At 34.1% G+C, this 15,533-nt stretch carries 15 protein-coding genes; 2 read left to right on the plus strand and 13 right to left on the minus strand.

All coding sequences use genetic code 11. The features are described from left to right. Together ACEW8E_RS06120 and panD are read right to left on the minus strand one after the other, a co-directional pair. Positions 1 to 324 (minus strand): protein kinase (locus tag ACEW8E_RS06120; protein ID WP_373479452.1); only part of this gene is annotated, 324 nt, incomplete at its 3' end. Positions 325 to 588: 264 nt separating this feature from the next. Next, positions 589 to 1,014 carry an aspartate 1-decarboxylase gene (gene panD, locus ACEW8E_RS06125; RefSeq protein ID WP_373479453.1) on the minus strand — a complete coding sequence of 142 codons (426 nt, stop codon included), beginning with the start codon at positions 1,012 to 1,014 and terminating at the stop codon, positions 589 to 591. Between the two features lie 222 nt (positions 1,015 to 1,236). Here panD and ACEW8E_RS06130 point away from each other — a divergent pair, with 222 nt between their 5' ends. Together ACEW8E_RS06130 and ACEW8E_RS06135 are read left to right on the plus strand one after the other, a co-directional pair. Then, positions 1,237 to 1,533 (plus strand): YtxH domain-containing protein, encoded by a 297-nt coding sequence (locus tag ACEW8E_RS06130; RefSeq protein WP_373479454.1) that lies wholly within the window; start codon positions 1,237 to 1,239, stop codon positions 1,531 to 1,533. 9 nt (positions 1,534 to 1,542) lie between these two features. After that, complete coding sequence (locus ACEW8E_RS06135) at positions 1,543 to 1,917, plus strand: DUF948 domain-containing protein (RefSeq protein ID WP_373479455.1); 375 nt, start codon at positions 1,543 to 1,545, stop codon at positions 1,915 to 1,917. A gap of 43 nt (positions 1,918 to 1,960) precedes the next feature. Here the strand turns inward: ACEW8E_RS06135 and ACEW8E_RS06140 are convergent, their stop codons facing one another. The 11 genes from ACEW8E_RS06140 to ACEW8E_RS06190 all read right to left on the minus strand — a co-directional run bounded on the left by ACEW8E_RS06140 (position 1,961) and on the right by ACEW8E_RS06190 (position 15,298). Further along, on the minus strand, positions 1,961 to 3,067 hold the full coding sequence (locus ACEW8E_RS06140) for a sensor histidine kinase (RefSeq protein WP_373479466.1): 1,107 nt from the start codon (positions 3,065 to 3,067) through the stop codon (positions 1,961 to 1,963). A 209-nt stretch (positions 3,068 to 3,276) separates the two neighbouring features. Beyond that, positions 3,277 to 4,914, minus strand: a complete 1,638-nt coding sequence (locus tag ACEW8E_RS06145) for an alpha/beta hydrolase (RefSeq protein ID WP_373479456.1) — start codon at positions 4,912 to 4,914, stop codon at positions 3,277 to 3,279. 123 nt (positions 4,915 to 5,037) lie between these two features. Then, the gene (locus ACEW8E_RS06150; protein ID WP_373479457.1) at positions 5,038 to 5,259 is read right to left on the minus strand and encodes a hypothetical protein; all 222 of its coding nucleotides are present in this window, start codon (positions 5,257 to 5,259) and stop codon (positions 5,038 to 5,040) included. A gap of 15 nt (positions 5,260 to 5,274) precedes the next feature. After that, a complete protein-coding gene (locus ACEW8E_RS06155) occupies positions 5,275 to 5,529 on the minus strand; it encodes a type II toxin-antitoxin system HicB family antitoxin (RefSeq protein ID WP_373479458.1) in 255 nt (84 codons plus the stop codon). A gap of 82 nt (positions 5,530 to 5,611) precedes the next feature. Next, the gene (locus ACEW8E_RS06160; protein WP_373479459.1) at positions 5,612 to 6,916 is read right to left on the minus strand and encodes a mechanosensitive ion channel family protein; all 1,305 of its coding nucleotides are present in this window, start codon (positions 6,914 to 6,916) and stop codon (positions 5,612 to 5,614) included. A 13-nt stretch (positions 6,917 to 6,929) separates the two neighbouring features. After that, positions 6,930 to 8,090 (minus strand): extracellular solute-binding protein, encoded by a 1,161-nt coding sequence (locus ACEW8E_RS06165; RefSeq protein ID WP_373479460.1) that lies wholly within the window; start codon positions 8,088 to 8,090, stop codon positions 6,930 to 6,932. 255 nt (positions 8,091 to 8,345) lie between these two features. After that, positions 8,346 to 10,043, minus strand: a complete 1,698-nt coding sequence (locus ACEW8E_RS06170; RefSeq protein WP_373479461.1) for a hypothetical protein — start codon at positions 10,041 to 10,043, stop codon at positions 8,346 to 8,348. A gap of 76 nt (positions 10,044 to 10,119) precedes the next feature. Then, positions 10,120 to 10,467: a DUF1622 domain-containing protein gene (locus ACEW8E_RS06175; RefSeq protein ID WP_373479462.1), complete on the minus strand. Its 348-nt coding sequence runs from the start codon at positions 10,465 to 10,467 to the stop codon at positions 10,120 to 10,122. Positions 10,468 to 10,503: 36 nt separating this feature from the next. Beyond that, positions 10,504 to 11,850 carry a DUF1254 domain-containing protein gene (locus ACEW8E_RS06180; protein WP_373479463.1) on the minus strand — a complete coding sequence of 449 codons (1,347 nt, stop codon included), beginning with the start codon at positions 11,848 to 11,850 and terminating at the stop codon, positions 10,504 to 10,506. 195 nt (positions 11,851 to 12,045) lie between these two features. After that, a complete protein-coding gene (locus ACEW8E_RS06185; protein ID WP_373479464.1) occupies positions 12,046 to 12,681 on the minus strand; it encodes a hypothetical protein in 636 nt (211 codons plus the stop codon). Between the two features lie 142 nt (positions 12,682 to 12,823). Further along, a complete protein-coding gene (locus ACEW8E_RS06190; RefSeq protein ID WP_373479465.1) occupies positions 12,824 to 15,298 on the minus strand; it encodes an arylsulfatase in 2,475 nt (824 codons plus the stop codon). Positions 15,299 to 15,533: the final 235 nt, after the last annotated feature.

Genomic DNA, 15,533 nt, shown 5'->3' on the forward strand with positions numbered 1-15,533 from the left:
TTGACTACAATTAATTACCCCTAATTCTGCTAAATTTTTTCCCTCAATATATTCTTGCACTAAATAAAATTGATCATCTTCCACAAAATAAGCGTATAAACTGGGAATTTGTGAACTATTTTGCCCTAATTCTTCTAATACTTTCGCTTCTCTTTCAAATAAACCTTGAATTAATGTCATGGAAATATTATTTTCGTTGACGGGTTTAAGGCGTTTAACCACTACCTGCTTACCTGAAGGCATTTGAGTATCTTTGGCTAAAAAGGTTTCACCAAAACCACCACTACCAACATTTTTGATAACTTCATATCTTCTAGCGATCATATTACTTATAAGTTATTCTGTAAAAAAAGAAAGATTATATTTATATATCAGTCTCTTTTACTTAAATTATGCACTGTTGTTAAAAAAAATACAACTCAGGTAAAATTTAGTTACCAGCGAGAATTGAATTTAAGATTGATATTTGTCAACACACGAAAGGCAAAAAAAATGAACAAACATTTATTACAAAAAAAGCTATAGGATAAAATTAAATATCTGACATTACTTCGGAAATAGGAGAAAATAGAAGATTTTTATTAATTCCTAATTGCCTAAAACTCTTTCTTGAAATTCAATTTCACCATTGTTATTAGTTAAAGTTTGCTCGAAAAAATCAGCTATATTATTATTCTCGTCAGCTACTAATACTTTCGCTTTATGTCCTTTCATCATAATATCATGGCGATCGCATTGTTCATAGGCATAAATAATGAGAATATCATCAGGTTGACATAACAAAGCAGCACCACCATTAGGACAGATTTCCCGACTACCTCTAAGGGCTGGAATAGCATAAGTTGACCAACGATGAGCATTATTTAAGTTTACTATATCCACTTCTTCTAAGGGCAAAATACCGACTTTTTCCATCAAATCAGGATCTATGGAGATACTTCCAATATAATCTACATTAGCGGCGGTTACTCTGACTCGATGTAACTTACCGTGCATTAATCGAATAATTTTCATATAAATAAAAGCAATGGGAAATCAGTGTTAAAATTGTAGAAATTTATACTGAGATCTTGCATCAGTACAAAAAAATTTAATAGAACATCTATTTTGATATATTTTATGTCAATTTTAAATTCAATTTCAATATCTTTTGGCTTTTGTCCTATTTTCACTAAACTTTATTGTTAGTAAAATAGAGGAATTGTATTTAGTTGCCGTTAAACAAAGGAAGATTTCATGAGTGAAAATCAAAAAAATAGTAATTTTATCGTTGGCTTTATTGTTGGGGGTGTGGTAGCTACAGTCACCACTATTTTATTAACTCCCAGTAGTGGAAAAGAAAATCGTAAAGTATTGCGTAAAACAGCCCAAGCCTTACCCGAAATGGCTGAAGATTTTTCCTCTAGTGTACAAATCAATAGTAATCGGATTTCTGAATCAGCACGACAAAAATGGGATAATACTCTTAATCGCCTAAAAGTGGCTATATCCGCTGGAATTGAAGCTAGTCAAAATGATCTAAATCAAGGGTAAAGAAATGTTATGAGTGAACCTTTTTTTTGGTTAGGATTCTCCCTTTGTTTAGTAGCTGTTAGTTTAACTGCCGTCTTAATTACTTTAATTCCTGTGGCTAAAGAGTTGAGTCGAGCGGCGAATAGTGCTGAAAAATTATTTGATACTTTAAATCGTGAATTTCCTAATACTCTTGAAGCGATAAAAGCTACGAACATGGAATTGACAGAGTTAAGTGAAGAGGTAAAAGAAGGAGTTAAAAGTGCTTCAGGTACAGTTAAACAGATTGATCTTAGTATAGTTACCGCTAAAAAACAAGTAGAAAATGCTCATAAACAAAGTCGTAGTTTGTGGGCTGGTTTAAAAGCTGGTATTAAAACATGGCAAAATTATCCTCCTTCATGATTGACATTTAACCATGATTATTAGATAATATGTCTATTACTTATTACTTATTAGCAAGGGGCAGGTAAAATCGGAAAGTTGTACCTTTTTTAAGTTTGCTTTCTACCTCTATTTTCCCCCCTTGTAATTCTACTAATCTTTTAGCGATAGCTAGTCCGATACCACTACCTCCAGAGTAACTCGAACGAGAAGGATCAGCTCTCCAAAATCTTTCAAACACATGGGGTAAATCTTCTTCAGAAATACCAACTCCCGTATCAATTACGTTTAACCATAAATAAGGACTTTTAACTTCAGCTTTGAGGATAATTGAACCAGTTTGAGTATAACGAATGGCATTACCTAATAAATTAACTAATATTTGTTGTGTGCGATCTTTATCCGCCATAACTAAAGGTAGAGTAGGAGGACAATCTAAGGTTAAAATAGGACCATCTTCTAAAAGTTGATCTGCAAATCTGCTTACTAAAGAGGTTAATAAAGGGAGTAAATCTAAGGATTTTAAATCAATAGACATATAACCGGCTTCGGCTTGGGATAATTCCTGTAAATCACGGGTTAAACGCTCTAATCTTCGGGTTTCTCCCACTAAACTTAAATATAATTCCGAGGTTGGTTGTATCTCTCCGGCGGCTAATTCTTCTAAATAACCTCTAACTACGGTTAAAGGAGTGCGTAATTCATGGGTTAAGTCAGTAATTAATTCACGTCTTCTTTTTTCCACGTCTTCTAAGTCACTAGCCATGCGATTAAAACTAATGCTAAATTGAGTTAATTCTGGGATTTCACTTTCAGGCATTCTTTCTCCCCAATCTCCTCTCGCAAAATTTTGGGTTATATCCTTCATGGTTTCTAAAGGTTGCATTATTTTTTGACTAGCATAATAACTTAAGAATCCTGCCGCACCACCGCCTACAATTAATGACCAAAAAGCACTACGATTCCATGCTGTTTCAAAACCGTCTAATAAATAAGTTTTAGCAGATCTGACGGTCATAAAACCTTTTTTTTCTAATTGTTCTAATCGTAATACAAAAAATTGGGGAGAAGAAAATTTAGCGATAAAAATAAAAGTGACTAAACCTACCATCATCACCGCTAAATGGGATAAAAATAGTCTTGTACCTAAACTTAATTTTTGACTCATTATTCTTTAATTCACTTTTTAATCAATATCTAAAGTCAGTAAAAATAGTATAGCAATCCCTTTAGGATTTGTGAAATATTTAAAGATAGCAAATAATTTTTTACCTATTATTTAACAAGAGACTTAAGCCCCTTACCTTTGAATTTGTAATGCTTATTTTGCTAGGAATTATTTAGGATTGCTATATTAATAGGTACAATTAATTATTTAATTTATTTGATGTTATTTTCTGATCTAAATTTTTCTATTTCAGCTTTTAATTTATCACTAGAATTAGCACTAATAAAACTCAATTTAAACTCGTTATTTGCACTGAGATATTCTGCATAAGAAGACTGTAAATAAGGGCGATAATTTTGATTGTTATTAAGATGAATTTCAAAGAAAGCTAATGAAATTCCCTTGACGTAGGCACTAATTAAATCTTGAGGAGGAAAAGTCAAATTAAGGGTAGAGTCAAGTGCTTCTTTTATTCCGCCATCGATTTCGTTAAAATTAACATGGGCTTGTCCTTCAATTAATGCCCAATATTTATTGGGGGTATTCAACCATGTGAAAGGTACGACTTGTTCAAAGGCTGGAGGAGTTGCTGGATCGTCACTTCCTGAACCTAGCATAATAGGAATCGTAATTTTACTAATACCTTTTTCACCAAAAATAAAGCGATTAACGGGATTTCCTGCAAATACTGCACTTACACGAGGATCTCTGAAGTTATAATCTTCTCTAGGTAATTCTAAAGCTCTACATTGTAGTAAGATTGCGGCATTTAAACCACCATAAAGGCGATCGCAAGACTGTTGTAAATAATCAAAATCAATGGTTGCTCCAGCAACAGCTAACACCGTATAACCTCCGAAGGAATGTCCTGAAACTCCTACATTTTTGAGATTAAGTTTACCTTGAAACTCTCCTTGATTACGTCTTTCTAGTTCATCAATCACAAAACTCAAATCTTTTGGGCGGTTGATAAATTCATCCCGATCAAATATATTTTTATTCAACCCTTCAAACATTTCTTTAAAGTAAGTAGTATCGCTACCAATATGTTGAGGTGCGGCTACTAAAAATCCGTTAGAAGCGAGATGATTCAAAGTATCGTCGTAATCATCAGGACTTGCTCCTAATCCATGAGAAAATACAATCACTGGTATATTATTTGTTACACCTTGAGGTACAAAAACATTCACATAAAAACTACGGTTACGGCTCTTATCCGTTAACTGCCATTTTTCTTTTTTAATTTGATATGGCCCTGCTTTACGAATATCAGCTAATTTGTTATAATCCGTCGCTGGATCAGTTGTGGCCTCTTCTGCTGTCCAAGTACGCATTTCTTTGACTAAAGTTTCTGTAGCTTTAATTACTTTTTTACCATATTCTGCTGCACCAACAACCAACTCCCCTTGGATTTGTAAGTCTGTGGGGTATTTCTTCAAAACATTAAGTAATGTTAACCCTGATGGATCTAAAGCTGATTGTATGATTGCACCTCGTAAAGCGATACCGCCATTTTTGCCTCCTTCCAGAGTAATCCCTTTTCCTAAACGCAACAAAATACTTTCTCCCATTTCCGTATTAAAAAAGCGAGAAACTTTCACACCATCAATGTCAATTTTTTTCGTTAAAGACTCTCTAAATATAGCTTGATCTTTGGGACTAATTCTGTTTAAATATTGTCCTAAATCTTCATTAATTGTCCCATCTTTGGCGAATAATTCTAAGGATTCTACTTTGACTGATAGCTCAATAGGTCCATAAGTAAATAATAATTTTTCTGCTGCTTTTACTGGTAATGAAGTTAAAAAAGTTGAAGTTAATCCCAATACGAATAAAGAAAATTTTGACATTTTTTTGATGAACATTTTTTTGATGATTATTTAAGATTTTTTTTTACATTGAAAATCGATTATTTATAGTTAATTTTAAAACTATATTTTCTATTACCTTTTAATTAATAAGATTTATTATCTTTATACATTAATGTAACCATTCTTCACGAGATATATTAGCTTGACGTAATATTCTTTGCAATAATCGGATACTAATTTCTTTTTTATGGGATTTGGGATAATTAAGGTAACATTTCCTCTGCACATTTGTGGATGTTTGCCTCCTGAAAATGGACCTTCAAAACCTAATTCATTTAACTTTGTAACTAATTCTTTCCAAGAAACAGGTGTTAATTTTGGCATAATTTATCATGATTTTTACACAGAAATAAGTGGTTGATTAATTTCGTTAAGATTTATACCATTAATAATGGGTATTTCTAAGCCTAATTTTAAACGCAAAGCAATCCAATCACTTAATGCTTCTTTTAATTCACTTCTACAACCTTCTAAAGTTTCATGATTAGCCCACACTCCTTGAAGATTAGGAATTTCGCCCCAATAACTATGATCATCTTCTACTATTTCATAAACGGCTATGTCCATAGCTTTATCAATATAATTTATTAACATTATATTCTCCTTTTTTACTTATTTTATTTATTATAATCAAACTTATTTAAACTATAATAAAAAATTAACTTTTCTTAATATTTTATCTTATATGAATATCTGTTTGGGGATAAGGAATTTCTATATGATTATTAGTAAATTCTTTTAAAATTTTACAGTTTAATTCGCTAATAACTCCTTTTCTTATATTAACATCATCTAACCAGAATTTTAGTTCAAAATTTAAGGTAGAATCACCAAAATTAAGAAAAAAAGCGATGGGAGAAGGACTTTTTAATACCCTTTTGTTATTGTAGGCAATTTCTAATAATAAATTGATCACTTCTTCGGGTTTAGAATCATAGCCCACACCAACTAAAACAGAACAATAAACGAGATTATTACTACCAGTATAAGTAGTTAAATCTTCCGTAAAAAAAGTTTGATTAGGGATAATTTTTTCTGAGTTATCTATTGTCATTCTTACGGTAGTTGCCCTAATACCTAATTCTTTTACTTCACAGGTTTGCCCTTCAATACTAATAATATCTCCCGGTTTTAATACTTTTTCAAATAATAAGATAATACCACTGACAAAATTGCTAATAACTTCTTTTAAAGCAAAGCCTATACCCACAGATAAACCGCCACTTATAGCAGTTACAGCCCTACCATCCACTCCAATATAACCTAAAATTAACACAATTCCTAAAGTAATTAAAAAATAACGTAATAATAAGATACTTGCTTGAATTTCTCCTTTATCTGAAGCAGTTTTAGGTTTAATAAATATTATTAATAATTTTTCTAATAGGGTAACAATTACTAGCCAAAAATATAAGCCTATAAATAGAGCAAATACAGATTGAAAAGTAACAGGATTATTAAATAATTTGATTAAAACTATCTGAGAAAATTCTTCAAAATTTCCTCCTAGATCTAGGATTTTTCTTAACACAAATAAGGTAAATAAAGGATAAAATATTTTCCATTGATATTCTCGAATAATATTTAAAGGAAAAGTACCATATAAAAATGCTAATAAGCATCTTAAAATTAAATAAACTACTACTATTTTCTCCCCTAATTTTATTAATCCTATTGTCCAATTTTGACTATAAAAAAAAGCCTCCGTTATATTAAGTAAAATTAAAGTAATTAAAGGAAAGTCAATAGTTTGTAAAAATAAGGCAATATACTCATGAGGTTCGAGTTTTTCATCTCGCCAAATAAAAGTAGTAAATTGAGGATTTTTCTGCTGTAGCCAATGCCATAACACCTTAGATAATAACCAAGATATAATAACAATAAAGACTATAATTAATGACTGAATTAAAATATCTAAACGACTTAAAAAAATTGATTGTTTAAGAACAATATCAGAAAAAGTTATAACTTTATTTTCCATAAAAGTATGTTTTTCAATTGTTAAAAGTATTCAATAATAATGTTAATTCTTCCGCCGCTTTAACAGTAGAAATTTCCCCAGCAAAGGCTTGTTGATAGAGAATTTCTCCTTGTTCAAAAATTGATAAAATTTGTTGTAAGTTATTAAAAGGAATAGCCACCGCCGACTCAGCTTGTTTTAATAAGACGGATTCAATAGGCAGTAAAGCAACGTTAGGATTGACGTTACGATTAGTAGGGATAAAACTCTGAGTTTTGATAATTCCAGCTAATTGTTGCTCAGGATTAGTGATAAATTTAGCAAAAGCTAATCCTAAATGGTTTTCATTCTCTGTGTTACTATGATTGAATACCATCACTTTGGTATAAATTAAAGGAGTAGCTTTTCCTCCTTGCCCTTGAGGTAATAAAGCAACTCGAAAATTATCACCTAAACTGTCAGTGAAATCGAGAATTTCTGTTGATTCACAAACATAATAAGCTAATTTACTTTCACTAAAAGCATTATGAAGAATATCACGATTTCGACTAAAAATAACATTAGGTTGTACAGAAGCATTCTTGAGCCAATCAAGCCATTTTATCCATCCATCAAGATTAGGTTCAAGTAAGTCTAATTCATTAAATAATTTACCACCAAAAGTACCCATACCCCAAAAAGTATCTTCAAAAGAGGAAACTAAACCCAGAGTATAACCTTTTATTGCCCTTTGAATTAATCCGTCTAAATCCGTTGGTGGAGTGCTTAAAATGGGATCATTTGTAGCATCTAATTTTGCTTTATTATAACAAAGAATCCTTGTATTTGAACCTAATGGAATACCATGAATTTTTCCTTGATAACGTACTTGATTTAAGGTAGAGGAAGAAAAAATAGAAGTATTAATAAATTCGGAATCGATAGGATTAATTAATCTTTTTTCGAGTAATTCAGTAAGATTTTTTGCATCAATAATTAAAGCACTTGAACCAAAACCTGCTTCGGATTTTTCAATAAAAAAAGAGGGATTTTTTTGCTTTGGAATTGATTGAATAAGAATATTAACTTCTGGCTTTAATTCTTTAAATTGTTCTACAGCATTAATGAACATATTGGCAACTTTTCCCTCTGTAGAATGCCAAATTAATAGATTTCCTTGGAGTTGTGTTGACGATGAATTTACTTGATTATTCAAAGCAATTTTAATGAGTAAAATTAAGCTAATACTAATAATAAAGTAATATAAAAAACTAAATATCTTTTTATGTTGAAATAAGTTTGACATTTGCAAAAAAAATTCTACTTATTTAAGTAATTTAACCAGTTGTTAATCAATACTCTTCGGTTAGTCGCTTAAGTTATTTTGTTCGCCCCTAAATCCCCAATACTGGGGACTTCTACCAAGTTTAACAGGGGGCTTAACCCAGCAGTATTGAGTTATTAATGATCATTAAAAATGAAAAGTTGCTGACAAAAATGGTCCATTAAAACTTTCTTTAAATCCGAAGGCATTATTACCACTACCCCAAGAGTAATCAATTTCATAGAAACGATAGCCTAATTGTAAAGCTGTGTTGTATCCTATCCATACATCCGTACCAAATAAGACATTCCAACTCATATCCGTTTCTCCTGCTAATCCGAATCCTGACGCATCCCCCCTTAACCATAGCCCAATGCGATCGCTCAATTGCATTCCCAACTTAGCACCAATCATCGGTTCAAGCCAAGTGCGAGTCTGTCCGTAGTTATTTTGAAAACTACCATTAAAATTAACTAAAGTGCTAGTAGCGACAACATTAATGGTTTCTTCGATATTGATACTGATGTTATTTAGTCTCATTCCTGCTATGGGTTGAAACCAGAGAATGGGATAATTACGCCCTGATGGTTTTTCAGGTAATCGATAATTAGGAATTTCGCCAAAATGATAACTTACGGCAAAGTCATAAATTCCCTGTTGAAAACTCAAATTTGTATTACTACTTATATCTAAATTTTGGGGAGAGCGATTTTCGATAAAATCCTTTGTTTGTTCAATTTTAGCCAATTCTTGATCGATTAAAATTCTAGCTTCTTCTAATTCTTTTTGTAATGCTTGTAGCTTTTCTGTATCTTCAATTTTTCTTTCTTCAATAACAGTTTCGATACCCTGCCGTATCGTCTCACGAGTTTCTGTCAATTTTTGTTGAATTTCAGGAATAGAAGATAAAACTTCTCTAACTCTCGTCTCTTCAATTCTTTTATTTAACTCTTCTAAGTCTTGAATTTTAGGAAAATCTTTGATATTTAGTGCCAATAATTCCTTAAAACCTTCAGGAGTTAATTTGAGGTTTTCTAAGTCTTTAAAATTCAAATCACCATTACGAGAATCGACAAAATTCGGTAAATTATTTCTTATTTCTTCTACTTTTATATCGACAGTTTTTAATCTTTCTAAATCTTCATTAATAGTAAATTTTAAATCTTCAATTTTTGTCTCTATTTCTTGGGTAATTTCATCTTTTTTTAACTGTTCATTTTGTTTTGCTATCTCAATTTTTTGCTCAAGATTATTAACTAATTCTGTTACCCTCGTATTTGTACCTTTACTCATTAAATAATTTAAGGAATTTAAAGCGGAAGGATTGCGACTGACTTGTTTACTTAAGTTAACCGTATCACCCAAATTAACGTAATAACCATCAAAAATAAAACCTAATCTTCCTTTCCATGCTTCTACTCTCGCACTGGCAGTAAAGTTCAAAGAATCTAACACTTGCCCTAAATCCAGATCATAATCAACGCTTCTACCCCTAGCGGTAGCTGTGCCGTAAGTAGTTATAGGCACTGTTACATAGGGTTGAAATTGGAAACGCCATTTATTAAGATCATTTGTGATATTAACTTCCGAATTTTGGGCTTGAATTTGAGGAAATAAATTATTAGTATTTTGATTAAATTTATCAACATTAAAAATATCTAAATTTGGTTCTTTAAGCTCTGATTCTTGAAAATAATTTCCTCTTAAATCCTCTGCACAATCACAGCCATTAGAAGTAAATAGCTCGTCTTTTTCTGGTTCAGGAGTGAGCGCGATCGCCTTTAAAGGAGAACAAATACTGGTTACTGTCAATAGAAAAATAAAAGATTTTTTGAATAACAACATAGAATTAAAAATTTGAAAGATTTAATTAACACCTTAATGAAGCCAATGATCGGTAAAGTCATTTAGAGTTTATGATTTATTTTTCTTTTGCATTTCCTTGAGATTCTAATTCTTTAGTAAGAAAATAATTAAGAAAAGTTCGTATTAGGGCAACAATTCCTAATTTTCCTAAAGAATCAAAGGTTGAACTTAAGGAGGTAGCAACAATATCCGCCCCTAACTGAAACTCTAATGCTAATACAAGCCACATTCCAAATTCCAGTCGAATTTCTGTGAAACAAGTTTTATTACGATTAAACTTAGACCTATAAACTAATTGTCCAGTTTTTAATATGCCTAAAAGAATGCAAAAAACAGCAATGGCCTCTAATAAAAATTTGAGAAATGCAATAAGAAATCCTAATCCACTTTCTAAATGTTCCATGATCCTTTTAAGTACTTATACAAGATTGATTAAGATCTAATCTACTTGTTTTACAGCAGGAGGATTCCAAATCCCATTAAGAGCCGATGGTTTTGGGGCATATAAACGCATTGTTACTCCTAATACACCCTCCGCAGGAGAAGGCAACCAGTTAGATACTTTGTTATGTTCAGGAGATTCGTGTTGAATATATATATCAAGTGAACCATCGGAGTTATATGTTAAAGTATCTCGGTCGCCGATAGCAAAACGATCAAGCTTATTCGCTACTTGAAAACCCTCTGCATCATACATGGTAATCGACCAAAAAGCCTCTACGGGAGGAAGCTCATCTTTATCAAAGTGCAATACATAATTATTTTTACCTTCCATGGGTTTACCATTGGCATCAAAAACATTCATAGGATAAATAGCATCTTCAGGTTGATTTGCCCCTAATCCCACCATAGCAACGATCGCCCTTTTGAGATAATAATTACCATACACTCCCATAGAATTAGTATTCATTTGCCAACCATTGATAACAGGGGCGAGGGTAGGGATTTTTTCCTGCATAACTTTTAAGCCATCCACCACAGCCCGTTGTAATCCTGTTTGCACCGCAGGAGTGGCATTATTAAAGTCAAAATCTTCCCCTACTTTAATACCAATACGCTCTAAACGAGCTAAAGTTGACCAATCGGTGATGTGAGGAGGATGTAACTTCATCAGTTCTGCACCGTAGCTAAAATATTTTTCTGGTGACATGGTATTGACTTGAGTCAGGGGATCGGTTTTCATATCCACAGTGCGATCGATAACCGCTTCCGCAGGTTTAACGGTTTTACCCCATTGAGAAAGAGGAATCAACTTAAACTCATCCTGTAACTTATTGACGGCTGGATAATCTTCCTCCCCATTGGTTTGAATGCGTAGGATAATCCAAAAATAAGGGGTAGGAGATTCGATTTTTGCCACTCCTTGGGGTAATTCTCCATGCCATCCTTGAGGTACAATGGCGTAATTTTGAGCTTGAGTGCCACTGGTACGTTTACCCGGTACAGCAAATACATCCGTCCACATATCTAACATGGGCAAAAGGTAATAACGTCCTTGAGTGTCGGGGGTGGAGACAATCATTGGTTCTTTTGTAAGATCAACCCATGCTACAGTATAAAGGGTATCAAAATTAGGACGTACTACCACTCGTAAATCGGCAGGTGGAAATTGTCGTAAACTCGTAAATTCGTTCATCGGACCAAATCCGGGTTTTTCCCCTGATGGATAGTTAGTAAATACTTTTCGAGAAATATCCATCATGATTAGGGGATATAGATAATGATAAGCCTCAATGGCAATTTCGTAGGCTTCTTGTTCGCTGATATTGTTCATAGATTGTGTCATGGTGTTATTGTTTGTGGGTAGTGAGAATGCACTGTAACAGGGTAATAAAAAGAGTAGGCATAGTAACAGAGATAATTTAATTTTCATGATGGATAAAGTCTTTCGTACAAATACAGTATTATTTGTTTCTCGCAAAGGTGCAAAGAAGCAAACAGAAGAACCCAAAGAGTTTTCTGGTGATTTATACAAAAGTATTTAATAAACTACTATGGGACGGGGGGCAACATAGACAGGTGGTGTATAAACTGGAGCTATAGGAGCAACAACCACAGGAGGGTGATAATAATAACTATCAGCACCAGCCATGGCGGCTCCGGCCGCAACACCTGCTCCATACATACGCCAACGTCCTAAAATGTCGATAAATAAAGAAGATTCTTGGAAGTTAGCAGGTAATTCTCCTTGTAAAACCTTCACTTGATAAGAAAGATTATTATTTTCTAACTCAGGATTAGTTAATTCAATTACTACGCTATTAACACCTTTTTCACCAAAAATCGATAATGTAGCGTTAGGAGGATTAGAAGCAAAATTATCTGAGCCTTTATCCCAATGACGGATAAATTCGACATTTTGTACATGACCTGAAATACGTTCTGGGCGATCGCTAAAAAAGATAGTCGAACCCACTCCATTAAGATTTAATCTTTTACCGTCATAACTACCTTTGACAGAATTTTGCACGAAAAGCAGTTGTACGGGATCAGAAACTTCTTTGGTTTCTGGGGCTGGTTTTGCCTCCACAGATTTATTAGTAATCAGATTACCCACAGAAACAGTCAAGGTAAGCATACTAACGGTAAATAAAGCAGAAAGAGATTTTTTGTTCATGATTTTTCAATTTTTAATTAAATATGTTGTAACTATGGTTAGTTGATCCTTTAAGTTTAAGCCCCCCAACCCCCAAATCTGGGGGAGTTCAATCGTTATTTCCCCCAAACTTGGGGGATTAAGGGGGCGATTAAGAGCTAAACTATTCAGAAACTTTATTATTTCTCTGGGCTTGTTGTAGTTTCTCAATATCTTGAGGGCTTAATTGAGGATGATCGATCGTCAAAGTCAACTTATCGAGATTACCGTTAAATTGGAAAGGTACTTGATAATCGGCATCATCAACAGGTGTACCCGTATCAGCGCCAACATCGAAGTTTTCATCCCATTGCAAAATAAGAGGTAAGGTTTTCGGCATTTTTTGGGTAGCCACCACGTTACCATCAACTTTGAGAACTCCAGTACCACTGCGTCCAATACCACTTAAATCATTGAAAGCAAGAGTACCCATGCCTAAACCATCATATTTAAAGTCAAATTCTACGGTATGTTTACCCGAAGATATGGGTTGTTGTCCTTCCCAACGGATTCTTTCTAAGTCCACTAAATTCCAGACAAAAACAGGTTTTCCTTTGAGCAGATAAAAACCATAACCGCCAAAACGTCCTCCTTGAGTGGCAATCATCCCCTCTCCTCCGTTTTGAGGAATTTCGACTTCGGCTTTAAAGTTATAGGAGGTGTTTAAAACATTTGGTGCATCACCGTTGGGTATGCCTGTTAACTCTCCTCGATAGGTAAACACATTACGTTCTGCCGTAAGACTAGGGCGAGGGGTAATTAAACGAGGTGTTACAGAACCATCAAGGGGTAAAACTTGATATTTATTGGCTTCACTCCAAAATAAATCCTGTAATTCCTTCAGTTTTTGAGGATTTTGATCGGCAATATTGTTAGATTGAGTCCAATCTTTAGTTAAATCGTACAATTCCCATGGTGATGATGCGGGATCAAGATTGCCGACACCTCCTGTTACCCAAGGAGGACGCACAACTTTAGTACTGGCGATCCAACCTTGATCATAAAGGGCATAATCTCCAAACATCTCAAAATACTGAGTTTTATGGGTAGATGGTGAAGAAGCATTTTTAGGATCAAAGGTATAGGCTAAACTTACTCCTTCTATGGGTTTTTGTTCAATACCATCCACAATTTTTGGTTGAGGAATACCTGTTAGTTCTAAGATTGTGGGAACTATATCAATCACATGATGGAATTGATTCCGAATACCGCCTTTGTCTTTAATAACTTTAGGGTAAGAAATGGCCATACCTTGACGCACACCGCCCAAATGAGAGGCAATCTGTTTTGTCCAAGAAAAAGGAGTACTAAATGCCCATGTCCAAGGTACAGTCATGTGACCATAAGTTTGATCACTTCCCCACACATCATAGAAATTTTTGAGTTGCACTTCTACAGGTACATCAATGCCGTTAAACATTGCTACTTCGTTGGGAGTACCCATCATAGTACCTTCTGCACTATTTCCGTTATCCCCACTGATATAAATAACAACGGTGTTCTCTAGTTTACCAATATCGTCCACTGCCTGAATAACCCGCCCAATTTCGTGATCCGTATAGGCTAAAAAGGCGGCAAAAACTTCCACTTGACGAATAAACATTTTTTGCTCATCAGGGGTGAGATTTTCCCATTTTTTCAGTAAATCATCAGGCCAAGGGGTTAATTTTGCGTCTGCTGGAATAACACCTAATTTCTTTTGATTGGCGAAAATTTCTTCTCTTAAAGCGTTCCAACCTTTATCGAATAAGTGCATATTGTGGATTTTATCTACCCATTCTTTGGTGGGATGGTGGGGGGCATGAGTGCCACCGGGGGCATATTTGATGAAAAAGGGTTGATTGGGATCTAAACTATTGACACGATTAACATATTCGATGGCATCATCCGCCATAGCCGTAGTCAAATTCCAATCTTTTTTACCCACATAAGGATCAATAGCAGTAGTATTACGGAATAAGTTGGGTTGCCATTGACTGGTATCGCCACCGACAAAACCATAAAAGTAATCAAAACCCATACCGATAGGCCACTGATCAAAAGGGCCATTCTGACTAGCTTGGAAGGCAGGAGTATTATGATCTTTGCCAAACCATGAGGTGACATAACCGTTATCTTTGAGGATTTTACCCACCGTTGCTTTATCCTTGGTGATAATACTGTCATAACCCGGATAACCCGTCGCCATTTCGGAAACCACACCAAATCCTGCCGAATGATGATTGCGTCCTGTAATTAAAGCCGCTCTGGTGGGAGAACAAAGGGCGGTAGAATGAAAGTTAGTATATCTTAAGCCATTATTTGCCACTCGATCGAGAGCAGGAGTAGGAATAACACCGCCAAAAGTGGAAGGAGCACCAAAACCCACATCATCGGTAATAATTAACAAGACGTTAGGGGCATCTTTAGGCGGTTGAATACGAGGTTGCCAATAGGGTTTAGAATCTGAGACATTACGGTTAATAACTCCCCCAAAAGGTTGCTCAGGTGCTGGAAGTTGATCCCCTTTAACCGTCATAATCGCACTAGGAGAACCTGATGTACCTCGAATTTGTTGGGCGATCGCAGGGGCAAAAAAGACTCCCGAACCTATAACCATGAGGAAAACTAATATTCCAGAGGATATGAGCTTAAAATTGCTCGGAAATACCCTATTAAGAAAAGATTTAAGACGTGTAAGCATTATTTTACTAGCGGTACTTAAACAAAACGATAAAAGAAATTAGGTTATAATTTTTGTATTATAACGTTTTTAGGTCAAAATGAAAGAAACAACATCTTCATCAATGCCACCATGTTTTAATCGCTGGTGTCAAAAAATAGATCCAGTCTTA

This window comes from Geminocystis sp., from assembly GCF_041753295.1.
Lineage (GTDB): Bacteria > Cyanobacteriota > Cyanobacteriia > Cyanobacteriales > Cyanobacteriaceae > Geminocystis.